This is a genomic window from Gordonia sp. NPDC062954, assembly GCF_044543825.1.
GTDB lineage: Bacteria > Actinomycetota > Actinomycetes > Mycobacteriales > Mycobacteriaceae > Gordonia > Gordonia tangerina.
Map to the genome: position 1 here is coordinate 1 of NZ_JBITWL010000004.1, position 26,487 is coordinate 26,487.

Annotated in this window: 23 protein-coding genes; 12 read left to right on the top strand and 11 right to left on the bottom strand. The window is 66.0% G+C overall.

All coding sequences use genetic code 11. From position 1 onward, the window contains the following. Positions 1–188: 188 nt before the first annotated feature. The 3 genes from ACIGKQ_RS05565 (at position 189) to ACIGKQ_RS05575 (ending at position 2,794) form a co-directional block, all read left to right on the top strand. Entirely contained in the window at positions 189–680 is a 492-nt protein-coding gene (locus ACIGKQ_RS05565; RefSeq protein ID WP_396572868.1) for a DUF4247 domain-containing protein, read from the top strand. 71 nt (positions 681–751) lie between these two features. Continuing rightward, positions 752–1,177, top strand: coding sequence for a DUF350 domain-containing protein (locus ACIGKQ_RS05570; protein ID WP_266060325.1), 426 nt, complete (start codon positions 752–754; stop codon positions 1,175–1,177). Positions 1,178–1,195: 18 nt separating this feature from the next. Beyond that, positions 1,196–2,794, top strand: coding sequence for a polyamine aminopropyltransferase (locus ACIGKQ_RS05575; RefSeq protein WP_396572648.1), 1,599 nt, complete (start codon positions 1,196–1,198; stop codon positions 2,792–2,794). Positions 2,795–2,931: 137 nt separating this feature from the next. On the opposite strand, the gene ACIGKQ_RS05580 is transcribed toward ACIGKQ_RS05575, so the two are convergent. The 5 genes from ACIGKQ_RS05580 to ACIGKQ_RS05600 all read right to left on the bottom strand — a co-directional run bounded on the left by ACIGKQ_RS05580 (position 2,932) and on the right by ACIGKQ_RS05600 (position 6,975). Continuing rightward, a complete protein-coding gene (locus ACIGKQ_RS05580; RefSeq protein ID WP_396572650.1) occupies positions 2,932–3,642 on the bottom strand; it encodes an alpha/beta fold hydrolase in 711 nt (236 codons plus the stop codon). A gap of 148 nt (positions 3,643–3,790) precedes the next feature. Beyond that, positions 3,791–4,675 (bottom strand): AraC family transcriptional regulator, encoded by an 885-nt coding sequence (locus tag ACIGKQ_RS05585; protein ID WP_396572652.1) that lies wholly within the window; start codon positions 4,673–4,675, stop codon positions 3,791–3,793. Positions 4,676–4,682: 7 nt separating this feature from the next. Further along, the gene (locus ACIGKQ_RS05590; RefSeq protein ID WP_235723911.1) at positions 4,683–5,642 is read right to left on the bottom strand and encodes a helix-turn-helix domain-containing protein; all 960 of its coding nucleotides are present in this window, start codon (positions 5,640–5,642) and stop codon (positions 4,683–4,685) included. 103 nt (positions 5,643–5,745) lie between these two features. Continuing rightward, positions 5,746–6,093 carry a helix-turn-helix domain-containing protein gene (locus ACIGKQ_RS05595; protein WP_235723910.1) on the bottom strand — a complete coding sequence of 116 codons (348 nt, stop codon included), beginning with the start codon at positions 6,091–6,093 and terminating at the stop codon, positions 5,746–5,748. Positions 6,094–6,135: 42 nt separating this feature from the next. Next, positions 6,136–6,975 carry an alpha/beta hydrolase gene (locus tag ACIGKQ_RS05600; protein ID WP_235723909.1) on the bottom strand — a complete coding sequence of 280 codons (840 nt, stop codon included), beginning with the start codon at positions 6,973–6,975 and terminating at the stop codon, positions 6,136–6,138. Between the two features lie 148 nt (positions 6,976–7,123). Between ACIGKQ_RS05600 and ACIGKQ_RS05605 the strand changes: the two genes are divergently transcribed. Genes ACIGKQ_RS05605 through ACIGKQ_RS05620 form a run of 4 tightly spaced genes read left to right on the top strand, consistent with a single transcriptional unit; the run spans position 7,124 to position 11,271 of the window. Further along, positions 7,124–8,341, top strand: coding sequence for a sensor histidine kinase (locus ACIGKQ_RS05605; RefSeq protein WP_235723908.1), 1,218 nt, complete (start codon positions 7,124–7,126; stop codon positions 8,339–8,341). Positions 8,342–8,369: 28 nt separating this feature from the next. Continuing rightward, on the top strand, positions 8,370–9,155 hold the full coding sequence (locus tag ACIGKQ_RS05610) for a LytR/AlgR family response regulator transcription factor (protein ID WP_396572655.1): 786 nt from the start codon (positions 8,370–8,372) through the stop codon (positions 9,153–9,155). Continuing rightward, on the top strand, positions 9,152–9,532 hold the full coding sequence (locus tag ACIGKQ_RS05615; protein WP_235723906.1) for a hypothetical protein: 381 nt from the start codon (positions 9,152–9,154) through the stop codon (positions 9,530–9,532). The genes ACIGKQ_RS05610 and ACIGKQ_RS05615 overlap by 4 nt, the downstream gene beginning before the upstream one ends. Then, complete coding sequence (locus ACIGKQ_RS05620) at positions 9,529–11,271, top strand: cation acetate symporter (RefSeq protein WP_396572657.1); 1,743 nt, start codon at positions 9,529–9,531, stop codon at positions 11,269–11,271. Before ACIGKQ_RS05615 ends, ACIGKQ_RS05620 begins: the two co-directional genes overlap by 4 nt. A gap of 197 nt (positions 11,272–11,468) precedes the next feature. Here the strand turns inward: ACIGKQ_RS05620 and ACIGKQ_RS05625 are convergent, their stop codons facing one another. Further along, positions 11,469–12,716: a DUF222 domain-containing protein gene (locus tag ACIGKQ_RS05625; protein ID WP_396572659.1), complete on the bottom strand. Its 1,248-nt coding sequence runs from the start codon at positions 12,714–12,716 to the stop codon at positions 11,469–11,471. A 347-nt stretch (positions 12,717–13,063) separates the two neighbouring features. On the opposite strand from ACIGKQ_RS05625, the gene ACIGKQ_RS05630 reads away from it, so the two are divergent. Continuing rightward, complete coding sequence (locus ACIGKQ_RS05630) at positions 13,064–13,423, top strand: DUF485 domain-containing protein (RefSeq protein ID WP_266060308.1); 360 nt, start codon at positions 13,064–13,066, stop codon at positions 13,421–13,423. Next, entirely contained in the window at positions 13,420–15,051 is a 1,632-nt protein-coding gene (locus ACIGKQ_RS05635) for a cation acetate symporter (RefSeq protein WP_266060306.1), read from the top strand. Before ACIGKQ_RS05630 ends, ACIGKQ_RS05635 begins: the two co-directional genes overlap by 4 nt. Before the next feature lie 481 nt (positions 15,052–15,532). Here the strand turns inward: ACIGKQ_RS05635 and ACIGKQ_RS05640 are convergent, their stop codons facing one another. Then, the gene (locus ACIGKQ_RS05640; RefSeq protein ID WP_266060305.1) at positions 15,533–17,104 is read right to left on the bottom strand and encodes a PQQ-binding-like beta-propeller repeat protein; all 1,572 of its coding nucleotides are present in this window, start codon (positions 17,102–17,104) and stop codon (positions 15,533–15,535) included. Positions 17,105–17,439: 335 nt separating this feature from the next. On the opposite strand from ACIGKQ_RS05640, the gene ACIGKQ_RS05645 reads away from it, so the two are divergent. Then, a complete protein-coding gene (locus ACIGKQ_RS05645) occupies positions 17,440–19,308 on the top strand; it encodes a hypothetical protein (protein ID WP_266060303.1) in 1,869 nt (622 codons plus the stop codon). 2 nt (positions 19,309–19,310) lie between these two features. Here the strand turns inward: ACIGKQ_RS05645 and ACIGKQ_RS05650 are convergent, their stop codons facing one another. From ACIGKQ_RS05650 to ACIGKQ_RS05660, 3 genes are read right to left on the bottom strand one after another with little or no spacing between them, the layout of a single operon-like run. Next, positions 19,311–21,044 (bottom strand): PQQ-binding-like beta-propeller repeat protein, encoded by a 1,734-nt coding sequence (locus ACIGKQ_RS05650; protein WP_266060301.1) that lies wholly within the window; start codon positions 21,042–21,044, stop codon positions 19,311–19,313. Further along, positions 21,045–22,457 carry an amidase gene (locus ACIGKQ_RS05655; protein WP_396572662.1) on the bottom strand — a complete coding sequence of 471 codons (1,413 nt, stop codon included), beginning with the start codon at positions 22,455–22,457 and terminating at the stop codon, positions 21,045–21,047. Between the two features lie 9 nt (positions 22,458–22,466). Beyond that, positions 22,467–23,087 carry a TetR/AcrR family transcriptional regulator C-terminal ligand-binding domain-containing protein gene (locus tag ACIGKQ_RS05660; RefSeq protein ID WP_396572663.1) on the bottom strand — a complete coding sequence of 207 codons (621 nt, stop codon included), beginning with the start codon at positions 23,085–23,087 and terminating at the stop codon, positions 22,467–22,469. A gap of 79 nt (positions 23,088–23,166) precedes the next feature. Here ACIGKQ_RS05660 and ACIGKQ_RS05665 point away from each other — a divergent pair, with 79 nt between their 5' ends. Then, positions 23,167–24,411, top strand: a complete 1,245-nt coding sequence (locus ACIGKQ_RS05665) for an MFS transporter (protein ID WP_266060298.1) — start codon at positions 23,167–23,169, stop codon at positions 24,409–24,411. Between the two features lie 36 nt (positions 24,412–24,447). On the opposite strand, the gene ACIGKQ_RS05670 is transcribed toward ACIGKQ_RS05665, so the two are convergent. Further along, positions 24,448–25,062 carry a TetR/AcrR family transcriptional regulator gene (locus ACIGKQ_RS05670; protein WP_266060297.1) on the bottom strand — a complete coding sequence of 205 codons (615 nt, stop codon included), beginning with the start codon at positions 25,060–25,062 and terminating at the stop codon, positions 24,448–24,450. A 182-nt stretch (positions 25,063–25,244) separates the two neighbouring features. On the opposite strand from ACIGKQ_RS05670, the gene ACIGKQ_RS05675 reads away from it, so the two are divergent. Continuing rightward, positions 25,245–26,441: an acyl-CoA dehydrogenase family protein gene (locus ACIGKQ_RS05675; protein ID WP_328713489.1), complete on the top strand. Its 1,197-nt coding sequence runs from the start codon at positions 25,245–25,247 to the stop codon at positions 26,439–26,441. Positions 26,442–26,487 lie beyond the last annotated feature (46 nt).

Below are 26,487 nucleotides of genomic sequence, written 5' to 3' on the forward strand. Positions count from 1 at the left end.
GGTGGGGCGGGGGGGCTGGGGCCCCCCGCAAACACACCCCCCCCCCCGCCGCCCCCCCCCCCCCCCCGGGGGGGCGCCCCCCCCCCGCCCCCCCCCCCCCCCCCCCCCCCCCCCCCCCCCCGCCCGGCGGCCCGCCACCCGGCGGATTCCGCCCGACCCCCGGATTCGGCGACGACCCTCGCCGCGGCCTGCACCGCACCCGCAACATCATCGTCGCGGTGATCGTCATGATCGCAGTGTTCGCGATCGTCGGCACCTGTTCGGCGAAGGCCATCAACGGGCTCACCGGCGACAACGCCAACGTCCGCAACTACATCACCGCGAATTACCAGCGAGACCCCGCGCTCGACGAGGGCAGCGTCGACGCCTATGTCGCACAGGGCACACCGTCGTCGGTGGCCTCCGAGTTGAGCGGGGTGGAACAGCCCACCGATCAGCGCGCCGGTGACACTGCGAACACCGCCAACGTCGCGGGCACCGAATTCCTGCAGTATCCGGACTACGTTGTCGGACTGTTCCCGCTCGCGGCCGGGACCACCAAGGTCATGCTGAGCCGCGACTACCGATCCGGGTACAACCACTTCCTGCCGTATGTGGGCGGCTTCTGGGTTCCGACACCGAATTTCGGCGGCTCGGGCAGTAGCTACCGCGGCGGCGGCTCAGGAGGCGGCGGCAAATGACCACCAGCTCGACCATCGCACCACCCTCGATCCCCCATCCGACGCGCATCACCATCTGAACCGGAGGACACGTGCTCACCGACATCGTCCGAAATGGCTACGCAGCCGCAGCATACGGCGGGACCGGCATGGTCCTCATGCTGGCATCGTTTGCGGTCATCGACGCCATGACCCCCGGAAACCTGCGGCACCTGCTGTGGGCCGACCGCAACCGCAATGCCGGAATACTGGTCGGCTCCAACGCCTTCGCCGTCGCCATCATCGTCGCGGCGGCGATCGTGGCAAGCGAGGGCCGACTCGTGGAAGGCCTCACCTACACCGTCGTGTACACCGTCATCGGGGTCGCCATCATGACGATCACCTTCTACATCATCGACCTGTTCACGCCCGGCAAGCTCGGCGAGCTGGTCGTCCACCCGGACAGTCACCCGGCGGTGTGGGTGCACGGTGTCGTGCACATCGGGATCGCGCTGATCGTCGCAGTTTCCATCCTGTAGTCACCTTTCGTCTCGACCATGACCGCCACCGATGACTCCGCGCAGCCCGAGCCCGAGCTGACCGACTTCCCGGTCGCCGACGACGCGGCGCGGCCCTCGGCCCGGTGGTCACGTGCGGCGCTGCTCGCCGTCGTCTTCGTCTGCGCGGCGTGCGGCCTCGTCTACGAGCTCGCGCTTGTGTCGCTGGGCTCGTTCCTGATCGGCAACACCGCGACCCAGGCGTCGATCGTGTTGGCGGTGATGGTGTTCGCGATGGGCATCGGGTCGCTGGCCGCCAAACCCCTGCAGTCGCGGCCGATCGTCACCTTCGCCGCGATCGAACTGGCATTGGCGTTACTCGGCGGCTTGTCGGTGATGGCGCTGTATGCGGCGTTCGCCTATCTGGCCCTGTACACGCCCGCGCTGGTGGTGGTCGCGTTTGTGCTGGGCGTGCTGATCGGCGCCGAGATCCCGTTGCTGATGGTGCTGTTGCAGCGCATCCGCCGACAGGACGCCGGCAGCGCGGTCGCCGACATGTTCGCCGTCGACTACATCGGTGCGCTCGTCGGTGGTCTGTGTTTCCCGTTCCTGCTGCTGCCACTGTTCGGGCAACTCGAGGGCGCCCTGGTGGTGGGTCTGGTCAACGCCGCCGCAGGCTCCTTCCTCGTGTTCGGTGTCTTCCGGCACGACCTGTCAGGTCCGGCACGGGCAGTCCTCGGTGTCGCCGCGGTCTCGGTCATCGCTGCACTGATCGCCGGCATGGTGTTCGCCGACCGGTTCGAGGTGACCGCCCGGCAGGCGATGTTCCGCGACCCGATCGTCGCCGCTGAGCGAACTCCGTACCAGGACATCGTGATCACCGAGAGAACCACGCCCCTGGGCCCCGACACCCGGCTCTATCTCAACGGCGACCTGCAGTTCTCGTCGATCGACGAGTACCGGTATCACGAGTCGCTGGTGCATCCGGCGATGGCGGGCACACACCAGCGGGTTCTGGTCCTCGGCGGCGGAGACGGCCTGGCACTACGCGAGGTGCTGCGCTACCCCGATGCCTCGGCGACCCTGGTGGAACTCGACCCGGAGATGATTCGGCTCGGCCGACAGGACGAACGACTGGCACGACTCAACGAGGGGTCGCTGGACGACCCGCGCAGCACCGTCATCACCGCCGATGCCTTCTCCTGGTTGCGCGAGAACTCCGGCGTGTTCGACGTCATCATCGTCGATATGCCCGATCCGGACGAATCATCAACTGCCAAACTGTATTCCACGGAGTTCTACTCGTTGGTCGGCGCCCATCTCGCCGATGGTGGTCGAGCCGTGATCCAGGCCGGTTCGCCGTACTTCGCTCCGAAGTCGTTCTGGTGCATCGGCGCAACCGCGGCCTCGGCCGGTCTGCGCACGCTGCCCTATCACGTCGACGTCCCCTCGTTCGGCGATTGGGGCTACTTCCTCGCCGGTGACACCGAACCCCAGCTCGCCCTTGACCTTCCGGCGCCCCTTCGCTTCCTCGACCAGGCGGAGCTGACCGCAGCATCGGTGTTCCCCGCAGATCGTCCACCGCTGGACATGCCCCCGTCGACGCTGATGGATCCGCGCATTTTGCGCTATGCGCAGTCGGAGTGGGCGGTCTACTGAGTGACGGCCCTCACGGAGTGTGTGGCAGGGTCTCTGGCGAGCGCGGCGACGTCTGCGCAACCGCCCAGTCAAGGGCATGATCGGCGACCGCCTCCCAACCCGGTTCACCACAGGTCCAGTGCGAACGTCCGGGGAACTCATGGAAGTCCGTGACCGCCCCCCGACTTCCGGTACTTGCGGGCGTTGGACTTGTTCACCGCGGCTGGCATGATGTGGTCGGCTCCCCCGGCGATGAACAGCAGTGGCGCACGATCACTCCGGCCGTAGTCTACCCACGTCTCCTGATGTCCGGGAAGAAGATTCGCGAACACTCCGTAACGGAACACCCATGCCCCGGGTGCGGGAATCGCATAGCGATCGTAGACGGCCTGGGACTCCGCATCGTCGAGGGTGTTGGTGAACGCGTAATGCCACTGCTCCGGGGTGAACCCGGCGGCCTTGTGGCGGTTGGACCACCGGGTGAGAATCGGCAGCAGCGATTTGACCTGCGATGGCGGCTGAGTGCGCACGCCCTCGGTGGGCGCGGAGTCGATCACCACGCCGGCGGCGCCAAGCCCACGATCGACGAGTAACTGGGTCATGATGCCACCGAACGAGTGCCCCATGAGGATCGGCGGGGTCGGAAGCGCCTCGACCACACCCGCCAGGTGATCGACCGTCTGCGGCACCGTGAGTGTCGCGATCACATCCGGATTCTCACGCAACGCCTCGACCTCGATGTCGAAGCCCGGATAGGCGGGCGTGATCACCCGGTAGCCCTTGGCTTCGTAGTAGGGCACCCAGTGTTCCCAGGACCGCGGCGTGACCCACAGGCCATGGATGAGGACGATGGTGTCGGGTGTGGCCATGACGGGCTCCGATCCTGATCGGGGTGCGAGGCGAAGCTCGGTGCGATGTGCGCGCGGCCACCCTACGGCCGAAACTGCCGCCCGATCTGGTCGTGCACGCACAATTGTGTGCTCTGCGTGCGGTGACCGGCATGGCCGGCGATGCTCATCACCCGGCGTTGTCGCGGCGCCACTGTGACGGCGAAACACCGAAGGCCATGCGGAATCGTTTCGCGAAGTGGGTGGGGTCGACGAACCCGTGTGAGCGCGCGACGGCTGGAATGGTGAGATGGCGCCGGGTGATCAGCGCATCGCGGGCGCGTTCGAGCCGCCGCCGGATGATGTAGTCACCGAGTGCGGGGCCGTCGTTCGGCCACTCCGCATACAGCTTTCGGGTAGAGATGCTGTGCTGTGACGCTATGAGACCCGCGCACAGGTCGGCGTCGGTGAGGTGTTCGTCGATATAGAGCTTCACCCGCACGATGAGTTCAGTTGACGGGCTGGGTTCGCCCGTCCGGACCGACATGAGCAACAGGGAACGGATGAGCTGGATCGTCGGCGGTGCCAGGTCGGGCAGCATCATCGGACAGGTCGCTCCGACACCCCCGAGGTGGGTCAGGTGCTCGCCGACGAACGCCGACAGCGGGTTGGCATCGTCCAGCCCGTCGATACCACGTCGGACTGTGTCGACCGGGAGAGTGAGCCAGGACATTGGAAAGTCCAGTACCACAGCGTTTCCCGGACCGAACGCTCGGAAGTCGAGGGGTTCGGACGGGTCGGCGACGGCAAGCACGCAGGGATTCGCCTGCGCAAGATCACGTCCACGCCGCAGAATCCACCGGTCGTTGTCGGGTACCGCGACCAAAATCCGGAGCGCGATACCCGGTAACCGTCGATTGTCGGTCACCGCGATGCCGTGATATCGGATGCGGGTCAACCACATGTCATCCCCCATCGGGGTGACGTATGTGTCCGGCGTGCCGACGCAATGCCCGCGGGGCGTCGACACGCCGATGTGATCGGCCAATCGCTGTGGCGCCGGGAGCTGACTCACGGGAACATCACCGCTCCGCGGACAGCGCGAGTTGACGCCACATCCTCGGGCTCATCCCGAACGTCGCGCGGAAGCGCCGACTCACATAGGAGGGGTTGGTCAATCCCCAGCGACGGGATATCTCCGCCACCGATCGGTGTCGGGATTCGGGTCGCGCGAGTTCGTCACGGATACCTTCGAGCCGGGAGGAGATGATCCACTGTTCGATGCTGAAGTCCGCCGCGGCGCAGATCGTGAAGAGCCGACGAACCGAGATGTCATGCGCGGCTGCGATCATCGCCGGCGACAGATCGGGTTCGCCGAGGTGGCGACGAACGTAGCCGCGGATGCGAGGCAACAGCACGTCGGCCATCGGCCCACGGCCGTACTCGATGTCGTATGCCGACGTCAGCAGCGCACGCGCCACATCGATTGCGACCGCCCCCACGGACTCGGCGGTGCCGGGATCGGCGCTGAGCCGATCACCGGCGTCGGTCATCTGGTCGATGCAGGTGCGCAGCAACGGGTACACCGGGCTGGCGGGCAGCCGGGTCGACGCCGCCCGGACCACGTCGGTCGGCAGGTTCAGGTCGGCGAGCGGAACATATAGCGCGCGTGAACTTCCGCGGCCCGGCCAGGCGTATCGGTAGGGCGAGTTCATGTCGTTGACCATCAGGTCGCGCGGCGCCACCGCACGCTGGCGGCCGTACATCTCGTGGCGTGCTGTGCTGCGTTCCTGAACAGCGATGGCCAGCACATCCGCCGGACTCGACCGCACCTGCCGGGCCGACCTGGACAGATGCACCCCGGTCATCTGGGCGCGGAAGATACTGGCCCGGCCGTAGGTGAACACCTCGATGAACGAGTCGGCTGCGGTCGGTTCGTCGAGGTCCACCGTGGTCGGCCAGGACTGCTCGAGGAATGAAGTTCGGGTGACCTCTTCGCGGTCGTTGACCGCAACGTCGGCGGAACGAAACACGATCGCCATGTCTCTCCCTGGGTGACTGGCCGATCCCACAATTGCGACAGCGCTGTGACCAGCAATAATACTGCGTACTTCGACGCCACGCGCAATCTCGGCCAGATCGGTCTCAACCCTCGGCCCGCATCGCCCACCAGGCGTACGGCGTCAGGCCGTAGGTGGTGGTGAAGGCCACCGCGAGTGCGGCGAGATCGCGGAATCCGTGCTCACGCGCAAACACCGCATCAGGCTCCACAGGTGCGGACATCAGGTCATGGCGAGCGCGCGACAGACGTGCCCCGACGATCCAACGCTGCACGTCGACGTCCTTCTCGGAGGTGATCCGGCGTAGCTCACACTCCGTCACCCCGACCGCGTGCGCGACGGTGGCCACCGTCAGATCGAGATCTGCGATGTGGTCTGCCAGCAGAGCGTCGATCCGGTGCATCAACTCCGACCACCCGTCGCTGCGGGACATCGGCTGCCCTTGGCGCGCCTGCTGTCGACCCGTGGGTACGCGTCAGCTACTCACCGCGGTCGCGGCGGACAGGATGATCGCGGTCACCGCGTCCGGCCGCGAAACCAGCGAGGCGTGTGAGGCATCCACCGCGGCGGTGCGTCCGGGTGCTGCACGCGACGCCATGAAGCGTTGCAGCGCGGGCGGGATGACCCGGTCTTGCTGCGAGATCAGATACCAACTCGGCACCGTGGTCCACGAGGGGGCGCCGGACGGTTCGAGGTTGGCCGCCAGCGCCGCCGACTTCTGGTGGGCGTACATGTCGGCGGCCACCGCCGGTGAGACGTCCTGGACAAAGATGTCGCGGAAGTACGGTTGGGCGATGTAGCCGTCGATGTTGCGGCCGGCGATTCCGGTCGGGTCGTTCTCGACCACCTTCACCTGCAGCGCGGGGGGCAGCAACCGACTGCCCGGATAGGTGATCGGATTCAGCAGACCCTGGACGAATTCGCCGGAGGCCGGGGCGAACGCAGCGATGTACACGTTGGCGCGGACGTCGGGATCGTGGGTGTTGGTGATGACGAACCCGCCGTAGGAGTGCCCGACGAGCACGATCGGACCGGGGATATCGGTGAGCTTCTTCTCCAGTTGCGCGGAGTCATAGGCCGGCGACCGGAGCGGGTTGTCGAAGGTCTGCACGGTGTAGCCCTGCCCCCGGAGGTTTGCCGCCACGTCCTTCCACCCCGAGGAGTCGGCGAACGCGCCATGCATGAGCACGATCGTCGGTTTCGGGTTCTGCGCGGACGCGGGCCCCGCTGCCACGCCCAAGAGGAGTGCCAGCGCGGAGAGGACCAGCGCGGCGCGGGTGATCCAGAGACGCAGATCAGGACGGAGAGCAGACATCGGCGACCTTTCTCGAAACCGGATGCGATCACCGTAGGGATGGCCCGTCCCCGCCATCTGGTTGCGCGCGCACGGATATGTGCTGAGCGTGCAGCCGGCCTGTTGGTCTCGATGGTCTCAGCGCATCAGGGATGAGAGTGTTGGAGCCATGTCCGGACAGCTCGCGGTAGCGCTGGCGGTGGTGGCCGTCCTGGTCGTGGTGATTGCAGTGGTCTTGATCCGCACCCGGCGGGTGGTCTCCACCCCCACTGAACGTGCCGTGCATTTCGCCCTGCAGACGGCATCCCGGGCGGCTCGGTCGTTGCGTACCGGGCTCTCGGCGGAGTCGGCACGCGATGCCGTACCGCACCTGCGGGCCCTGACCGCCGCCGATGCCGTCGCACTCTACGACGCGCACGGCGCACTGTTGGCCCGCGAACCCGACGACGATCCGTTCTGGGACACCCAGTTGGTCGCGGCAGCCGCGGACACCGCCACGATCGCCGACGACGACCAGCGCCGGGTGTTGGTCAACGATCCGTGCGGCACGGAGTCGCCGGTACGCGCACTGGTCGCGGCACCCCTCGCAGGCGAGGACACCAGTGTCGGGGTGCTGGTGGTCGCCACCACCCATCGTCCCGGGCCCGGCATGCTCGGCGCGGTCGGCGAGGTCGCCCGGTACGTGTCCAGTCAGATCGAGCTCGCCGAACTCGAGGCGTCCCGGGCACGACTCGATCGCGCCGAGGTGTTGGCGTTGCGAGCACAGATCAGTCCACACTTCATCTACAACGCGCTGAACACGATCGCATCGTTCGTGCGCACCGACCCCGACCGCGCCCGGGAGCTGATCCTGGACTTCGCCGACTTCACCCGCTACTCGTTCCGCGCCGCAGGCGAGTTCACGATTCTGGCCGACGAATTGCGCAACATCGACCGTTACCTGACCCTCGAGCGCGCACGGTTCGGGCCGGCGCTGGATGTGAAGCTGCAGGTGGCGCCCGAGGTCCTCAACGTCGTCGTACCGTTTCTCGCGCTGCAACCGCTGGTGGAGAACGCCGTTCGCCACGGGCTGGCAGGCAAGGGCGGCGGGACCATCACCATCACCGCGGCCGACGAGGGTGCCGACTGCGTCATCACCATCGAGGACGACGGCGTGGGAATGGATCCGGAGCTGTTGCGGTCCGGCGACATCGACGCGCTCGACGCGCCGTCTGCATCTGGTGAACGCAGCGAATCCGACGGGGCGCACGTGGGGCTGACGAATGTGGACCATCGACTGCGCGCCGCATTCGGCAACGACTACGGTCTAGTGGTCGACACCGGTGTGGGTGCGGGTACGCGGGTCGGCATGCGCGTCCCCAAGTTCCGTGCCGGTATCCGCGCGTGACGATCTCGGTGGTGCAAGGAGGTGGCCGATGACCCTCGTCGTCCTTGCCGTCGACGACGAACCGCCGGCACTCGACGAACTGGCCTACCTGCTCGGACGCCAACCCGAGGTCGGCGAGGTGCATACGGCAGGCGACGCCACGCACGCCCTGCGCGAACTCAGCGAGCGGCGTATCGACGCCATCTTCTTGGACATCAACATGCCCGGTCTGAGCGGTCTGGAACTCGCCGGGGTTTTGCGGCAGTACGCCGAACCCCCGCAGGTGGTGTTCGTGACCGCGCACGACGACAAGGCGGTCGACGCCTTCGACGTCGGTGCCGTCGACTACTTGCTGAAACCACTACGTGAGCAACGACTCGAGCAGGCGATCACACGTGTGCTCGCCGGTCGCGACACCGCGCCACGCACTTCCGATCCGGCGGTTCGCGCCGGCGCCACCGACGAGGTCATCCCGGTGGAGATGTCCGGGGTGACCTCACTGGTTCGCCGCGACAGCATCTCCTGGGTGGAGGCGGTCGGCGACTATGCCCGACTGCACTCCGACACCGGCGCACATCTGGTGCGGATTCCGCTGTCCACGTTGGCCACCCGCTGGCAGGATCACGGATTTCAGCGGGTGCACCGCTCCTATCTGGTGGCGTTGCCGATGGTCACCGGTCTGCGCGCCACCGGGTCGTCGACGGTGGTGGCGGTACGTGCCAACGGCGCCTCGGAGGCCGTCGAGTTGCCGGTGAGCCGACGCCAACTGCGCGAACTCAAGGATCTGCTGATCCGCGATCCCATGCGCCAGTATCGTTCCGACGGCGAGCCATGACCGAACAGCCACCCCGCCGCGAACGGGTCGTGCTGTCACAGCGTCGCGGCGCCCGCATGATGCGCACCCGCGTCGAGGTGCAGGAGCAGACCGAGGTGGGTGACGCGCTGGTCCGCGGTTTGATGCGCGCGCAGCTGGGGATCGCGTTGCGGCTGGCAGCGGCCGTGATCGTCGTGATCGTGGCGATCCCGTTGACCGGCACCGTGTTTCCGTGGCTGACCTCGGTGGAGATCCTCGGCGTGCGCCTGAACTGGTTGGTGCTGGTGTTCGCGCTCTATCCGCTGCTCTATGTGGCCGGTCGGATCTATGTGCACTTCGCCGAGCAGGCCGAGCGTGACTTCCTACGGGTCGTCGACGACGAGACCGACCACGAATGAACACCGACGTCGACGCCCTCACCGCGATCGCCCTGGGGCTGGCGGCCATCGCCACCGTCGCCGTTGGCGCCTACGGTGGCCGACTGTCGCGCACCACCTCGGACTTCCTGGTGGCCTCCCGCAGTGTCGGACCGCGATGGAATGCTGCCGCGGTGTCCGGCGAGTACCTCTCGGCCGCATCCTTTCTCGGTGTCGCCGGGCTCGTCGCCAAATATGGGGCCGATGCCCTGTGGTATCCGATCGGATTCACCGCCGGCTATTTGGGGCTGCTGTTGTTCGTCGCCGCTCCGCTGCGCCGATCCGGCGCCTATACCGTGCCCGACTTCGCCGAGTTCCGACTGAACTCCCGCGCCGCACGCCTGACGTCGATGACCGTGGTCGTGGTGGTGTGCGTGCTCTATCTGATCCCGCAGCTGCAAGGTGCCGGGCTGACCCTGAACATCCTGCTCGGCGCACCGGTGTGGGTGGGTGCGGTCGCCGTGGGGGCCATCGTCATCGTCAACGTGGTCGGCGGCGGCATGCGGTCGATCACCTTTGTGCAGGCGTTTCAGTATTGGCTCAAACTGACCGCCATCGCGGTGCCCGCTCTGGTGTTGCTCGGCGTGTTTCTCACCGACCGTGCGGCGTTGGGAGATCCGGTGCCGCCGCGGGTGGATCAGGCGACCACGGTGAATGTCACCACCCCGGTCACGATGACCGTCCCCGAGGTCGACGGACTACTCATCACAGGCACCCTCGACGGCGCGGATGTGGACGCCGCGCCGTTCCCCAGCATCGGCACCCACGAGGTCGGCGCGGGCAGTGTCATCCGACTCGAGGCCGGCGCGGCAACCCCGGTCGTGGATGGTGCGCCGACGACTGGTGAGGGCTGGATCGCCTCGGGCGGCGGGTTGGGTGGACGTCAGCCCCTGTTCGAGGTGTTGTCGCTGATCATCGCCACCTTTCTGGGGACAATGGGTCTGCCGCACGTGCTGGTGCGGTTCTACACCAACCCGGACGGGCGGTCATCGCGACGCACTGCGCTGGCGGTCATCGCGCTGCTGTCGCTGTTCTATCTGTTCCCGACCGTGTTGGGGGTCCTCGCACGCCTGTATGTACCGCAGTTGCTGATCACCGGTACGTCCGATGCCGCGGTGTTGTTGCTGCCCGCTGCCGCCGTCGGGGGGCTGGCCGGGCAGATCCTGGCGGCGTTGGTGGCCGCTGGTGCCATCGCGGCGTTCCTCGCTACCTCGTCGGGGTTGCTGGTCAGCGTCGCAGGCGCGTTGTCCACGGACGTGCTGCGCGGACGAGTGCGCGACTTCCGCATCGCCGCGCTCATCGGCGGTGTCATCCCGATCGGTCTCTCGCTGGCGGCGTCGTCGCTGGAGTTGTCGCGGACGGTCGGGCTGGTGTTCGCCGTCGCCGCATCGACGTTGTGCCCTCTTCTGGTGCTGGGCATCTGGTGGCGCGGCCTGACCGCGCCCGGCGCGGTTGCCGGGCTCATCGTCGGCGGCGTGAGTTCGGGTGCCGCGACCAGCCTTGCGATCGCCGGGGTGGTGAGCAACGACGTGCTCGGCGGTTGGCCCGCGGAGATCATCGGCTATCCGGCCGCGGTGACCGTGCCACTGGCGTTCGCGACGATGATCGGGGTGAGTCTCGCGACCCGTCGCCGAGTGCCCGACGATCTGGCACGGACCTTCGCCCGCATGCACGTGCCGGAGCGGTTGGGCATGGGGATCGAGCGCCTGCCGAGCGAGTAGGCGGTCGGCCGGCGTACAGTGTCGCGTACCGCGCACCACATGGGTTGTTGTGCAACCGATGTGGCCGTCGGGTACGCGACACCGTTGCGGCGCCGTTGGTTCACTCTATGGAGTTCTCAAGGGACGGTTGCGGTCCCGACCGGGATCGGGTGCGTGGGAAGACTTGGCTGCGTGACCTACTCGCCGGTCAGCGTGGCTCAGGCGGCGGCGGGTAGGTTGTCGAGGTTGAGGGTGCGTCGGTTGTAGGCCGGTATCGGCCGCCGGTGCGGGTCGACAGCGACGGGTGGGATGAGCCAGGGATGTCGGTCGTGGCCCATGATCACCTGCCACCCGTTGTGGTGGATGTCGGCATGACACGACGGGCACAGCAGACAGCCGTTGTCCAACACCGTGATTCCACCATCAGCCCAATGCACAATATGATGGCCTTGGCAGCGGGAGGCCGCCACGCCGCATTTGATGCAACACTGATCCCGCTTGTGCAACGCCTTACGCAGATACGCTGGGAACAGGCGTTTGTCTTTACTCATCTCCATCGGCACCGCCTCACCATCGACGATCGCGACCGTCGCGGTGGTGTCGCACGTCAACGTGCGCAACATGGCTTCGGAGATCGACCCCATGAACGGCAACTCGGCCAAATCAGGAGTATCAGCGGGCACCGACACCAGCAGCTGGTGACGGGGCGCCGAGGCCGCATCACCGCTGCGGGCAGCGATATCCAGCAACGCTTCGAGGGCGTCGGCATGCCGGCGCTCGGTGGAACGCGCATCCGGTGAGCCGTCGGGTTCAGGGCGCGGAGCCGCCAGCTCTTCCATCGCGGCCGAGAATTTTTCGCCGACTTCGGTGTTGAGGTCGGCGCGTACCTGCAGCCGCCCGTCACCATCGACATCGTGGACGAGCGCGTTGAGGTTGCGGTCCTCGGATGCCGGTAACCCACCGGTGTCGGCGGCGGCCTGGTTGCCCAGACGACGCGCACGTTTACCGATGTCGGCGGGGGTGGCGCCGGAAAAGAATTGGGCGAGAAGTTCGGTCACGATGTTTAGACGCGCCACATCGTCGAGCGGTTCCGCCGATCTTTTCCCGACATGATCGACCCCTTTACCCACCGCATCCACATGTTCGGCGGAGATCGCCCCATCGGCGGCATGCGCGCCCAGAGTGGGCAGCTGCGCACGGGCAGTGGCGATACGGATCAGACGGGACGCGACCGCCGGCGCGAGCCCCATCACGATCAACAACTCACTCAACTTGCGGCCGTGGTCACGGGCCACACCCAGTCGGTCCAGATGGCCGACCACCGTCGCAGCGTGATGGTCGATCAGATTACGCAACGTGACCAGAGCGGTCATCGCATCAAACGCCGCACGCCCCGACATATCGTCGGCAAAGTGCAGGTCACGAACAGAATCAGTGATGGTGGTGAGATCCCCCGAAGCTCCCATGACTCCACTATGGTCGAACACCAGTTCGATGTCAAGGAGTTTCTTGAAAATAGTGCAGAAGATTTTTGAGCGGGTGGGGTGGTTTCGATATGCGGCGGGCTCGCAAGCTCGCACGCCGCTGCTCAACCAGCGAGGGGGCGGCGGGCTGAGGCACTCGCCTCATGCCCCCTGTGCGGCCGCGAGACTTGGCGAGGGGTTCCCCACCCAACCGCTCGTCGGCCGCCATCGACCGTCCGTCGCACAGTCTCACTACTTCGCCGTGTGACCCACAACACCCCATTCTGCTGTGACTTGCACCTCAATACGCTTGCCAGTCGAGAGTCATCACAGACATTCAGGAGGTAGGCGTGTCCACGATCGAACATCCGCCCGGCTCGGCGTCGCATTCGCCGACCGGCGAGCAGTGGCTGGAAGTCCAGGCCAGCCCGGAATTCCAAGACCTGCGGCATCGACTGCGCCGGTTCGTCTTTCCGCTGACGGCGTTCTTCCTGCTGTGGTACGCGCTCTATGTGCTGCTCGGGGCGTTCGCCACCGACTTCATGGGCACAAAGGTTTGGGGCGATATCAACATCGGCCTGATCCTGGGCCTGCTGCAATTTGTCACGACCTTCGTGATCACTGGGCTCTACGTACGGTTCGCCAACCGTGACCTCGACCCGCGGGCCACCGCTATCCGCGAGAAGATGGAAAGCGAGATCAGCGCATGACCACGATCAATCTGGCTGCGTCCGTCGGCAACCCGGTCGCCAACATCTCCATCTTCGTAGCGTTCGTCGCCGTCACCATGTACGTGGTGATCCGGGCGAGCAAGAACAACAAGTCCGCAGCTGACTTCTTCACCGGCGGCCGTGGCTTCTCCGGCCCACAGAACGGCATTGCCATTGCCGGCGACTATCTGTCGGCGGCCAGCTTCCTCGGCATCGCCGGCGCCATCGCCGTCTACGGCTACGATGGCTTCCTCTACTCCATCGGCTTCCTGGTCGCATGGCTCGTCGCCCTGCTGCTGGTGGCCGAATTGCTCCGCAACACCGGCAAATTCACCATGGCCGACGTGCTGAGCTTCCGACTGCGCCAGCGTCCGGTGCGGTTGGCCGCGGCCATCTCCACGCTGATGGTGTCGCTGTTCTATCTCCTCGCCCAGATGGCCGGCGCCGGCGGTCTGGTGGCGCTGCTGCTCGACATCGAGAGCCGCGTCGGCCAGTCGATCGTGATCGCCATCGTCGGTGCGCTGATGATCGTCTACGTCCTCATCGGCGGTATGAAGGGCACCACGTGGGTGCAGATCATCAAGGCCGTCCTGCTGATCACCGGTGCCGCGGTCATGACGTTCATCGTGTTGGCGAAGTTCGGTATGAACGTGTCCAGCATCCTCGGCTCTGCACAGGATGCGATCACCGGGTCGTCGGATGAGAAGGTCGCCGCCCGTGACGTTCTCGCCCCCGGCGCCCAATACGGCGGATCGCTCTCGTCGCAGATCAACTTCATCTCGCTGGCGATCGCCCTGGTGCTCGGTACCGCAGGTCTGCCGCACGTGCTGATGCGCTTCTACACAGTGCCGACGGCCAAGGAAGCACGCAGGTCGGTGGTGTGGGCCATCGCGCTGATCGGCGCGTTCTACCTGTTCACCCTGATTCTCGGCTACGGCGCCGCCGCCTTGGTCGGCCCGGACGAGATCATGAACGCCGCAGGCGGACAGAACTCGGCAGCACCGCTGCTGGCCTTCGAACTCGGTGGCGTGGTACTGCTCGGCATCATCTCGGCGGTGGCGTTCGCGACCATCCTCGCCGTGGTCGCCGGCCTGGCCATCACCGCGTCTGCGTCGTTCGCCCATGACATCTACGGCAGTGTCATCAAGCGCGGCCAGGCCAGCGAGGACGACCAGGTGAAGGTGTCGCGCTACACCGTTGTGGTGCTGGGCATCATGGCGATCATCCTCGGCATCCTGGCCAACGGTCAGAACATCGCCTTCCTGGTGGCCCTGGCGTTCGCCATCGCCGCAGCCGCGAACCTGCCGACGATCCTGTACTCGCTGTACTGGAAGCGGTTCAACACCCGCGGTGCGCTGTGGAGCATCTACGGCGGCCTGATCTCGACGATCGTGCTGATCATCTTCTCGCCGGCCGTTTCCGGATCGGCGACCGCGATGATTCCCGGCGCCGACTTCGCCTGGTTCCCGCTGTCCAATCCGGGCATCATCTCCATCCCGGTGGGCTTCCTGCTCGGCATCGTCGGCACGCTGACCACGCCGAAGGATGCCGGCACCCCGGAACGTAACGCGGAGATGGAAGTTCGCTCGCTGACCGGTGTCGGTGCGGAAAAGGCGGTCGCGCACTAGGTTTCGCGGGGTTCCGTTCCACCGCTTCGTTCCCGCTCTCTCGCTTGAGGGAGCGGGAACGATGTGCGTCGTCGGCACCGACGGCCAGGATCAACGCAGGTCGGCTCGGGTCGCGCGGGTTGGCTCGGATCGCGCGGGCGGTCGACGACCTGCGTTTTATCGGCCGACCCGCGCGGGCGAAGACGACCCACGGCAGGCGGACCAAGCCGACGAAATCGTGCGATGCCTGGACCATGCGCTCGGGTTGGTCCGCCGGCTATTCCCTGCTCGGAGAGATCGGCCCAGGGGCGCATCGGCTCCCGATGTGCAACCACTGTCAACATCGTTGTAATGCATCGATACTCAGGAAGGCCGGAAATCACCTTGCGCCATTGACGACCTCCACGAATAGTCCGTGGCCGAAGACAAGCACCGGGCCGCCTGGGTTCACAGTTACACAGAGGATCAGCGTGAGCGCCCACACATTGGCTGCCGGGTCTGCTCAGCGCAACGCGATGATCTCGACACCCGAACTATCGTCGTTGTCAGAACGCCGGCAGAGCATCAGAACGGCGCCCGGAACCGGAGTGATACCGCCGGGTCGTCGGCCACACGGTGAGGGTCGTCGACTAATCGAGTTGTCGGGGTGCACCGTCACCAGCCGGTACAGTCCGTCGACGGCGAACTCCGTTGCCGTCATCAACTCCTCACCAACCGTCGCCCACCGAGCAAGGTTCAGCGCCGGGCTCGACCATGAAGTCCAAGCTTCGAGGCCATCGATCCGGCGTCGTTCACCGGCGGGCATCGTCAGCACGTCGGTGAAATCATCACCGGGGTGCGCCATCAGCTCCGCCACGTCGCCCGGAATCAGTCCCTCCTCCGGAGACAGGTGAAGCCAGTCAACCTGTCCCCAGTCGACTCTCGCCGTCGCCGTCGCGGTGTCGACGATGGCCAGGGCCTCGTTGTGCCGACCCCGATCCAAGGTGTAGCGGACCGCTATTCGCGACCCCATCACCGCGAGAACGTCCCACATGATGGCGGCGTCGACACCTGCCCATCGGGAGAGGTCGACCCGTATCCGTTGTGGCGTACCGGTTTCCATGTCAAAAGAGACGGCCGAGACATCCTTCGGTCCCGGGCACAGCTCGAGCACGACCACCGAGCTGGTCACGGTGGTGGCGCTCCAGAGGTCCGCGCACTCACGCACCGGCCGACTCCATCGAACGTGTCCGGTCCGGATGTTGAGGGCGCCGATCCGCGCATCAGTACCCTCGCCACGCACCACACCGACGGCTCCGTCGCCATCCGACACCGCTCGCGCCCGTATTGCCCAGCCCTCGGAGTTGGTCCACAGGTGTCGGCCGGTCATCGCGTCGAATGCGGTGAGGCCGGCATCGGACTGCTCATCGAGCGCGGCAGGCGTGTACTCATCGTCGTCGGCACATTGCACGATGACGACGCTTTCGGCGTCGGTCCCGGTGGACCACGCCGAATAGGGGAAGCATTCCTCCGAGAGTCCGTCGGTCGAGAACCGCCAGCGTTTCCGACCGGTTGCTCCGTCGTAGGCGGTTACGGCTTCCTCGTCGACGGTGACGAATCCAGGGCCGGCCGGGACCACGCGCTGCGAGAGCGCGCTCCGGAGTCTGTAAGCCACATTCTGACCGAGCGAAGTCGGGATCGCCGGTATGGCGATCGGTTCTGCCTGTGCGGCGTCGGCCCCCGTACCCGACCCGGTCGCGACGCCAAAAAGGGTCACCACCAAAGCGACGACGAGTCCGATGATGGGTCCCGCCCATCGGCGCTTCTGCCCAGGGGTCGCGCGAACGTCATGGGTGAGCGAGGCGGCGAGTAACGCCAGCGATGCCACGGCGTAGAGCACCCAAGCCGTCCGGGAGAGCACGACCACCGAATGCGCACCCGGCCCTGAGAGCACGGATACAGCGGCCGGCGCGGATTCGCCCAGAAAGACAAACGCCGCCAGCGCTGTGGCACTTGCGGCCAACCCTGCCGCCGGCATCGTCATCGGTCGTCCGTGCACCAACACCCCAGCGAGCACGATGACGGTCGCGCCCACCGTCAGACCGATACCGAGCGAAACCGCCAGGTACGTGGTTGCGGCGTGGAAGTCACCTCCAACTCGATTGGCAGGCTTCCGGAGCACGAGTGCAAGAACCGCCAGAACGGTTGCGCCGACAGTGGTGCCTACGGCCGTTCCCACACAGACGACGCGCCACATGGCCCTCACCCCCCGATCGATTCGCTGCAAGACCCAGGCTCTACTGCCTGAGCCCATCCCTCCCCCACAACCAATGCGGGATCCTGGCACGAGAGTGCCGCATCAGCGCGGAAAGCGCCTCGCGCTGTCGTCCGAGCGAATGACCAGGTGCGCGCGGCCGATACGCTCATTCCGTGCCGGTAGAGACAAAGGAAGAGCTCAATCGCCCCGACGACGACGCCGTTGGAGCCGAACATAACCAGGTGATGCCGCAGCCGGGTTTGTCACTCGGCATCGTGGTTGGGTTGCCCGTGGTCGCGCTTGGGACGTTGGGCTGGGCGTGGTTGAATCGCACGACACCTGTAGTGATCGATGGGCTCAACGACACGCTGTCCGTTCTACGTCAGACGACGGCAATGGTCGGTGTGACCGCGGGGCTGGTCGTCGCATATCTCACTGCCGGCGCCTACCGGGCCGTGAACAGTACGCGGACCAAGTTCATGGCGTACACGTCCCCGACGCTCGTGGCCGCCGCCATCGCCGGGTTCGTCGCGTGGCGTCGATCGGACAGCAGGGATGTATTCCAGGGCGCCGCCACCGAACAGGCAATCCCCGGTTCGAGCAACGTCCAGTCCGCCGCCAGTGTCGCGTGGGTGATCTCGTGCATCGCCCTCGTTGCGCTGGCGGTCGTCGCTGCCCGCTCCTACTTGCCGTTCTATTACCTGTTGTCGGACGAACCCGTTCCCCGTAGACCAATGCGCACAGCGATAGCGACGCTGCTTGCGGCCGCGGTAATCGGTAGCGCGACGCTCGCCATCGCCACCTACCGGCCCTCGCCATACGAAGGCGAAACCGCTGCTGGCGTGTCGATCCCACCGCTGCCTGATAGCCCCGGCCGAGAAGGGTACACAATCGAGCCCTCCCGCGACTTCACGATCGCCGGGGCGGGATACGCGGTGGTCGCTTCTCATACCGATGGTGTCGCCACCAAGAGCCACGAGACCATCGAGGGACACGGCGGCTCGGACGGCGAGCGGCTGTGGTGGTTCGCCGCGCGCAATAGTGACGTGCTGGATTTGACGTCCACCGGCACCGGCGAGTCCTCTGTGCTGATTGCGCACATTTCCGGTCAAGGCCAGCAAGGTATAGCGGGAGAACCGTTCATCGGCCTTGATGCCACCACCGGCGAACGTTTGTGGACCAAATGGTTTACGTCGCTGCTTGACTCACGCCAACCGTTTGTCATGGTCGCCGACGACGTGCTTCTCCTGCGCGATCAGTCCGATGAGGCACCGGCGACCACGGTCGCCGCTCCACACGAACAGTGGACCGCGATCTCACCGCGAACCGGCGAGGTTATGTGGACCCGCCCCCTCCCGGACCACTGCGAAACCCGGGCCCGCGCCGCCGACAACGCAATCGTCATGACGACGTGCGACGGCGACCCCGACCTCATCGCATCAGTTCTCGATCCGAGGACCGGCGATGCACTCCGCGAGATCCGAGAATCGTACCTTGGGATCGACATTGCGCAGGACACCATTGTGTCTCTGGCAGATACAAGGGGTACCCACGCTGTGGTGACCTTCAGGCCAACATCGGGTCCCTACACAGACGGAGTGCAGGCGCTCGTCGACATCGGAACCGGCCGCGTCGTCCACCGCTTCCCGGACGCTGCTACCGCCCGGTTCATCGACGAAAGTTCAATACTCGTGCAAACGTACCGCATGGGGCATGGGAACTACTCACTGTCGATCTTCGACAGTGGCTCTCGCACAACAACTCCCACCGGACTTTACGTGGGTGACAAAACCTACAGCGGTTCACCACCCTGGGTGGCGCTCGGCGACAGCTGGCTGGGCGCCGCAGCGGAAACACCTGTAGATATTGCTGATTCACGGGTGGGCGCCGCACGATGGGACTATTCCGCGTGGGTTGTCGACGAGGCCGGCGAACACACCCTGCTGCCGAATCCGTGCAGTTCATATGACGGCGGGCTTCCGCAGTTGATGCCGGGGGCCTTACTGATCGGCTGCGGGAATGAACTCACGGCCATGAACTAACCTCAGCGCAGGCCCAGGATCTCGACTCCCCGACGACGGGGCTCGTCGCGGCGACCCGGGTAACACACGAGCACGACCGAACCAGGGACCGCAGTGATCCCACCCGCGGTTTCGTCGCCACATGGCGACGAACGTCGTTCCACGATCGTGTCACCGGAAACAACAACGAGCTCGTAGTTCTCGTCGAAGCTTGCGGCGGTGGCGACCTGGTCACCGATCTCCGCCCAGAGCTGATCGTCGGCCACATCGTCGTCGATAACAGTCATCCGTACATCTGAAATCCGTCGAGTCTGCCCACCGGGCATCATCAGCAGTTCCACATAGTCCGGATACGAACTGTCGACCAGCTGGGTCAACGGGCCGGGATAGCGGTCGTCCTGCAGATCACTGGTGCTGGGAGCTGAAACATCGCCAGGATGTGATCTGTAGGTCGCGTTAGCGGCATTGACAATAACCGCCGATTCCCGGCTGTACTCGTCGTCTGGCCACATCTGAATTGCCACGGAATCGTCGTTGACCGCAAAGATCTCAGCGTGAAGGCGCTGCGCCGCCACCAGATCGGGGGATACCGCCAGCCGCACCCGCCGCTCATTCCCAGTAGTCGCCTCGAACACGTGGACGGCCACCCGACCACGCTCCTGACACGACTCGACAACAACGACCGAATGATCGGCTGTCGCCATGCCAACGGGGTCGAAGCAACTCGGCGCGGACCGGCTCCACAAGATCGCTCCGGTTCTGGCATCCAACGAACCGATCTCGGTATCACCGTAGGGATTACGGAGTACCGCGACGGCTGCACCAGTGGTGACGGCACGTGCCCGCACCGTCCAGTTCTCGGCATTGGTCCATAGATGCTCACCGGTCATCGCATCCACGCCGGTGATATAGCTATAGGTCACGTCGTCCTCGAAGTACTCGGTACAACCGATCAACACGACGCTCGTCGGCGTCGTGCCCGTCGACCTCACTCCATTTGACGAACAATTGTCACGCACGTCGGCCGACGTAGTCCACCGACGAGCCCCGGTTCCGCCGTCGTACGCGGTCACCCTGTCGCCGTCGTTGGTGACGAAACCCGGTCCGGCAGGTATCACCTGCATCGGATCCGCGCTCTCCAACCGATAGGCGACCTGCGACCCGACTGTCGTCGGCACAGCCGGAATCGGCACCGCCTGCACCGACGTCTCATCGCTTGCTCTGGCTACCGCAGCGCCACCCACCGCGATCGGCACGATCACCGTCACGATGACACACGCCGCGACAAGCACAAACGGAGCACCTCGGACGCCTGATTCAGGCTGAGGCAGCACCGATCCTGCGAGTAGCGCGAGAGCCGAACACGCCAGCACGAGCCAGGAAAGCTGCGCGATCGAAATGACCGGACCTGCACCTGGCACGGACAAAGCGGACCGCGCGGCGTCCGTGACATCGGCGAGGTACACCCAGGCTGTGACCCCGGCACATGCGAAAAGAAGCAGCGCTGCGGGCACAGCCATCTCACGGCCACGGATCATCAACAAGCCCACGGTGGCGATGATCAACGCGACCACGCACACCAACGCCAAGGACGCCCCGAGAAAAGTCGTCGCCGAGGTCAGATCCCCACCGATCAATCGGTCCGGCCGACGAGACACAAAGGCGTACAGCGCAATCAGAACTGCACCGATAGCCAGGCCCGCGGCACACGCAACCCAGATCCCACGCCACACGGCGTCGGAGACAGTCCGCCGCACTCAGCTCTCCTGAATCCGCGCGAACGGCTGTGCCGCTTCAAGTTCGAACGCCAGCTCCAGCAACAGCCGCTCCCGCCCCAGGTCGGCGCCGAAGTGGATGCCCAGCGGCCGGCCGTCGGAGGTCCGTCCCAGCGGTAGACTCATCGCTGGCGTGCCCGACGTATTGTTCGCAGGCGTGTAGGCGACGTAGTGCACGAGCCGCTCGAAGATCACGTCGAAGTCGCCGCCGGGATCGAGGTAGCCGATCCGTGGGACGGTGTGCGACAGCGTCGGCGACAGCAGCAGGTCGAAACGGTCAAAGACGGTGCGGAACTTCGCTGTGGCCCGTTTGAGCCCGATGATCGTCGCCGGGGTGCGCCAGAACGCCCGCGCGTATCGCCGCGCAAGTCCCCGAGTGAACGGGTCCAGGGCCGCTTTGTCGAAGTCCTTGCCGACCATGAGTTTTCCGGCGCGGTCCATGGTGAACGCGAGCATCGACCAGTAGTCGGTGAATTGCCGGACGAAGGTCTCGTCCAGCGGGACCGGGGTCGATTCCACGTGGTGGCCGAGCGACGTCAACAGTTCGACCACCTCGGTCATCGCAGTGGCGGTGTCGTCGTCGATCGGGGCGCCGGTAACGGTGTCGGTGATCAGTCCGATACGCAACCGGCGCGTTCCCGGCCCTTCCACCAGCCCGACGCGGGGCAGGCCTTCGGGCGCGCGGAAACGTTCGGCATCGTCGATGAAATGCGCAGTGTCACGCACGGTTCGACTCAGGATGCCGTTGGAGATGATATCGACTGGCAGGATGCGTCCGGTCGGCGACGGTTCGACACGCCCGCGCGACGGCTTCAGCCCGACCAACCCGCACGCCGCAGCCGGTATCCGGATCGAGCCGCCACCATCGTTGCCGTGCGCCAGCGGCAGCGCCCCGGCGGCAACCAACGCGGCCGAGCCTCCCGACGAAGCGCCCGCCGAATAGTCGGTGTTCCAGGGGTTTCGGGTGGGTTCGCGGTCGACGAACTCCGTGGTCGCGGTGAGCCCGAAGGCCGGCAATGTCGAGGCGCCGACGATGTTCACGCCGGTCGACAACAACTGCTCGGTGAACGGCTCGTTGCCCTTTGCCGGCAGATCGGGCATCGCGGCCGACCCGTTGCCCACGGGCAACCCCTCGAACAGGGTGTTGTTCTTGATGATCGACGGGACTCCGGCGAACGATCCGCCGGGGATGCCCTCCCCGACCGCCCGCTTGCGGGCCCGCTCGCGATCGTCGACGGCGACCGCATTCAGATGCGGCTCTACCGCATCGATGCGGGCCAGAGCGGCCTCCAACGCCTCAGCGGCCGATATCTCCCCGCCGGCGATCGCGGCGGCGATGCCCACCCCGTCTCGATCGCCGAGAGCATCATCGCCGAAGGCATGCACGTGTCGCATGCGCCGACCCTAGCGCGATGTGCCGCGCGATTCGGTCATGCGCATGACATCGGCGGCCAGCGTCGCGGCGTAGGTGTCGTCGAGCCCCAGGCCGAACACCGCGTGGTGGTAAAGGGGCGCGATGACATGGTCGAGGATCTGCCGCACCGACGGCGTCGCCTCGCCGCGCTGGGCGGCCCGATCCACCATCTGTTCGGCCTGTTCGCGCCGGATCTCCCAGCACGGGCACTCCTCCACTACGTCATCGCGGGCGAACACCATCGCCCGGAGGTAGGCGCGGCGCTTGGGCCGACCGATGTCGGCGGCGATGATCCGTGACCACTCGGCCAGATCAGCGCCGAGATCGCTGGTGTCGGGTAGCGGCTCACCCTGGGTGAGCGCTGCGACGGCCACCTCACCCAGCAACGCCTCGATGGAACCCCATCGCCGGTAGATACTGGTCGGATTGACCTCGGCCAACTCGGCGACCTCGGGGATCGTCATGGTGTCACGCCGACCTGCGCCCACGAGCTGACCTACCGCGGCATAGACCGCAGACTGCACTCGCGCGCTACGTCCGCCGGGCCGACGCGCCCGATCACCCGCGTCCGGACGCGATGCGGCGGCATGGGAACTACTCATGCGATCCATTATTGCAAACCAAGTTGCTTTAGTGGCGGCCTCTGGATACGTTGAATCTAACGCAAATGTCTTTGCTTTAGGAGTGGCGATGCCCCGGTTACACCCGCACCGCGCGTTCTGGGTGGTCACCGCCACGTTCGTGATGGTGCTCTTCTCCTCTGCGGCACCCTCGCCCCTCTACCCCGTCTATCAGGAGCTGTGGGGCTTCTCCGCATTCACCCTCACCGCGGTCTTCGCCATCTACGTGGCGACGATGCTGATCAGCCTGCTCACGGTGGGCGCGCTCTCCGACCACATCGGACGACGTCCGGTGCTCGCGGTGGCGCTCGCGTTGCTGATCGCGAGCATGGTGCTGTTCGTCGTGGCCGACAACGTCGGCGTTCTGATGGCCGCACGCGCCCTGCAAGGCCTTGCCACCGGCGCCGCGATGGGCACCCTGACCGCGACCGTCGTGGACCTGCAGCCAACTCCCCGCCTCGGCTCTGCCATCACCGGCGCCGCGCCGGCCATCGGACTCGCCGGCGGCGTCGCGATCGCCGGACTGCTGGTCGAGTACGCACCGGCACCACGGTTCCTCGTCTACGAGGTGATCCTCGGACTGTTCGCCGCGCTCCTCGTAGCGTTGCTGGTGGTCCCCGAAACCTCCGAGCGCGTCGGCTTCACCTCCCGACGACACCTTGTCGCCACCCTCTCACCGCAGGTGACCCTCCCCTCGTCGGTCCGCCGGGTGTTCGTCGCGGCGGTGCCCGCGCTGGTCGCGACGTGGTCGCTCGGCGGGCTCTACCTTTCGCTCGGGTCGTCGGTGGTGGCGCGGGTCTTCGGCGTCGAGAACCACGCCGAGGCAGGCGTGCTGCTGTTCACCTTCTTCGCCTCGGCTGCGGTCACTTCTCTGGTGATCACCGGTCGCGAAGCCGCCACCAAGCTGGCCTTCGGCTATCCCGCGCTCACCGGTGGTGCGGTCATCTCCCTGTCGGGCGTGCTGTCCGAGGCGCTGCCGCTATATGTCGTAGGTTCGATCGTGGCCGGATCCGGATTCGCCGCGACCTTCCTCGGCGCACTGGACAGCATCGTCGCGGCAACCCCGACACAACAACGCGGACAGGTCTTCTCATCGGTGTTCGTCGCCAGCTACCTCGCGTTCAGCCTCCCTGCGGTGGTGGCCGGGCTCGTCGTGTCCCATGCGGGCCTGCAGGCAACGGTCGTCGGGTACGTGGCCTACGTCCTGACGCTGGCGATCCTCGGCGCGCTCGTCAACGCGGTGCGACGCCGGTCGACGCGACGCGACGCCTCAGCAGCAGAGGCAGCCGACCACGCGATCGCGGCGCCTCGCTGAGGAGCTCGCACACACGCAGTCGCTCGGTCCCGAACGTCACGTACCCGCGTCGGACTCCCGAGCACCGACGATCCGCGCAGCCATATCTGCATGGAACTCACCGATCTGCTCGGGTGTCATCGCACCCGATTCCCGGTACCAACGCGCGACGTCGACGCCCATCGACAGCAGCAGCGTCGTCGTCGCCTTCGGGTCGTCGACGTCGAAGGCCCCGTCTGCGATACCCGCGCCCACAATCGCGCCGACTCGTGCGGCGACCTCCTTGCGCATGACCTCGATGGCCGCGCGATGCTCGGGCGAGAGCGAGTCCAACTCGTAATTGACCACCCGCGACCAGACGTGATCGCGGGCGTGGTGGGCGGCGAGCGCACCGATCACGGCCCGCAACCGGAGGGCGGGCGACTGCTCGGGGTCGTCGGAAGCGTCGATCAATCGCAGAAACGACCGATGCCCGGCGTCGGAGAGCTCGTAGAGCACCTCTTCCTTGGACTTGAAATGCACGTACACCGCCGCCGGACTCATCTGCGCGCCGGTGGCGATGTCGCGGGTGGTGGTCGTGGTGAACCCCTTGGCGGCAAAGGCCTCCACCGCGGCGCGCAGCAACCGTGAGCGTGCCGCGACGGCACGGGGCGGCGGTTCCACGACAGACATGTCCCTGTTCTCCGTTCTCGACATTTCGCCGGTTGCACGGCTCCGGACATTGACAGGGGCCGCGGGGCGCGGCATAGTGCACAGTATCACTAAGCAAGCGCTTAGTCAGCAGCCGCGGACAACCGGCCACCGAGTTCCGCGACCGCACCCCACATCCCCTGACCAGGAGTAAGACAGAACTCATGCAGCTGACATTCAGTCCCGAAGAAGAGGCGTTCCGCGATGAGTTGCGGGCGATCTTCGCGAAGGTTCCCGAAGATCTGCGGCGCCGGTCGGAAGCGGGCAAGCTGAACTACCCCGACGACCTGGTCACCACCACGCGCATCCTCAACGAACACGGGGTCGCGACGCCGGGCTGGCCGGTCGAGGCCGGTGGCCGCGACTGGACTCCCATTCAGAGCCACATCTACCGCGAGGAGATGAGCCTGATGCATGTCCCGGACCTGCTGCCGTTCAACGTCGGCATGATCGGCCCGGTCATCGCGCAGTTCGGTTCGCCAGAGATGAAGGAACGCTTCCTGGCCAAGACCGCCAACCTCGACATCTGGTGGTGCCAGGGCTTCTCCGAGCCCGAGGCCGGCTCGGACCTCGCCTCACTCAAGACCCGCGCGGTGCGCGATGGTGACCACTACATCGTCAATGGCCAGAAGACGTGGACCACCCTCGGCCAGTTCGCCGACTGGATCTTCTGCCTGGTGCGCACCGATCCGGACGCCAAGAAACAGGCCGGCATCAGCATGCTGCTGTTCCCGATGGACACCCCCGGCGTGGAACTGCGGCCGATCCAGTTGATCGACGGCAGCTTCGAGGTCAACGAGGTCTTCTTCAACGATGTCCGCGTGCCGGTAGAGAATCTGGTCGGCAAGGAGAACGAAGGCTGGACGCAGGCCAAGTTCCTGCTCGGCAACGAGCGCAGCGGCATTGCGCGGGTCGGCTACACCAAGACCAAACTCGCCAAGGCCAAGGAACTCGCACGCCAGATCACCACGGCGTCCGGCGGCACCCTGCTGGAGGACCCGCTGTTCGCAGCCCGGCTGGCCGAGTTGGAGAACGACCTGCTCGCCCTGGAGATGACCCAGTTGCGTGTGGCCGCCTCGTCGGCGGACGGAAAGCCCAACCCGGCGTCGTCGCTGCTGAAGCTGCGCGGCAGCCAACTGCAGCAGGACGCCATGGAGTTGCTCGCCGACATCGCCGGCGCCGACTCGCTGCCGGTTGCCGGTCTCGATGCGTCGGCCGCCAACGGCACCGCCGACGTCACGTCGCCGGAATGGGCACAGCTGTCCGCGCCGACCTACCTCAACTACCGCAAGGTCAGCATCTACGGCGGATCGTCGGAGGTTCAGCGCCAGATCATCGACAAGGCCGTGCTGGGTCTCTGATCCAAGCGCCGCCTCACTACTTTTCACGACTCACGAGAACCTGGGA

Coding starts and splice junctions, on each gene's coding strand:
- ACIGKQ_RS05655 (WP_396572662.1), bottom strand. CDS start 22,457: ATGCGACACGTGCATGCCTTCGGCGATGATGCTCTCGGCGATCGAGAC.
- ACIGKQ_RS05635 (WP_266060306.1), top strand. CDS start 13,420: ATGACCACGATCAATCTGGCTGCGTCCGTCGGCAACCCGGTCGCCAAC.
- ACIGKQ_RS05665 (WP_266060298.1), top strand. CDS start 23,167: ATGCCCCGGTTACACCCGCACCGCGCGTTCTGGGTGGTCACCGCCACG.
- ACIGKQ_RS05595 (WP_235723910.1), bottom strand. CDS start 6,093: ATGTCCCGCAGCGACGGGTGGTCGGAGTTGATGCACCGGATCGACGCT.
- ACIGKQ_RS05610 (WP_396572655.1), top strand. CDS start 8,370: ATGACCCTCGTCGTCCTTGCCGTCGACGACGAACCGCCGGCACTCGAC.
- ACIGKQ_RS05580 (WP_396572650.1), bottom strand. CDS start 3,642: ATGGCCACACCCGACACCATCGTCCTCATCCATGGCCTGTGGGTCACG.
- ACIGKQ_RS05600 (WP_235723909.1), bottom strand. CDS start 6,975: ATGTCTGCTCTCCGTCCTGATCTGCGTCTCTGGATCACCCGCGCCGCG.
- ACIGKQ_RS05675 (WP_328713489.1), top strand. CDS start 25,245: ATGCAGCTGACATTCAGTCCCGAAGAAGAGGCGTTCCGCGATGAGTTG.
- ACIGKQ_RS05660 (WP_396572663.1), bottom strand. CDS start 23,087: ATGGATCGCATGAGTAGTTCCCATGCCGCCGCATCGCGTCCGGACGCG.
- ACIGKQ_RS05615 (WP_235723906.1), top strand. CDS start 9,152: ATGACCGAACAGCCACCCCGCCGCGAACGGGTCGTGCTGTCACAGCGT.
- ACIGKQ_RS05590 (WP_235723911.1), bottom strand. CDS start 5,642: ATGGCGATCGTGTTTCGTTCCGCCGACGTTGCGGTCAACGACCGCGAA.
- ACIGKQ_RS05625 (WP_396572659.1), bottom strand. CDS start 12,716: ATGGGAGCTTCGGGGGATCTCACCACCATCACTGATTCTGTTCGTGAC.
- ACIGKQ_RS05575 (WP_396572648.1), top strand. CDS start 1,196: ATGACCGCCACCGATGACTCCGCGCAGCCCGAGCCCGAGCTGACCGAC.
- ACIGKQ_RS05670 (WP_266060297.1), bottom strand. CDS start 25,062: ATGTCTGTCGTGGAACCGCCGCCCCGTGCCGTCGCGGCACGCTCACGG.
- ACIGKQ_RS05605 (WP_235723908.1), top strand. CDS start 7,124: ATGTCCGGACAGCTCGCGGTAGCGCTGGCGGTGGTGGCCGTCCTGGTC.
- ACIGKQ_RS05620 (WP_396572657.1), top strand. CDS start 9,529: ATGAACACCGACGTCGACGCCCTCACCGCGATCGCCCTGGGGCTGGCG.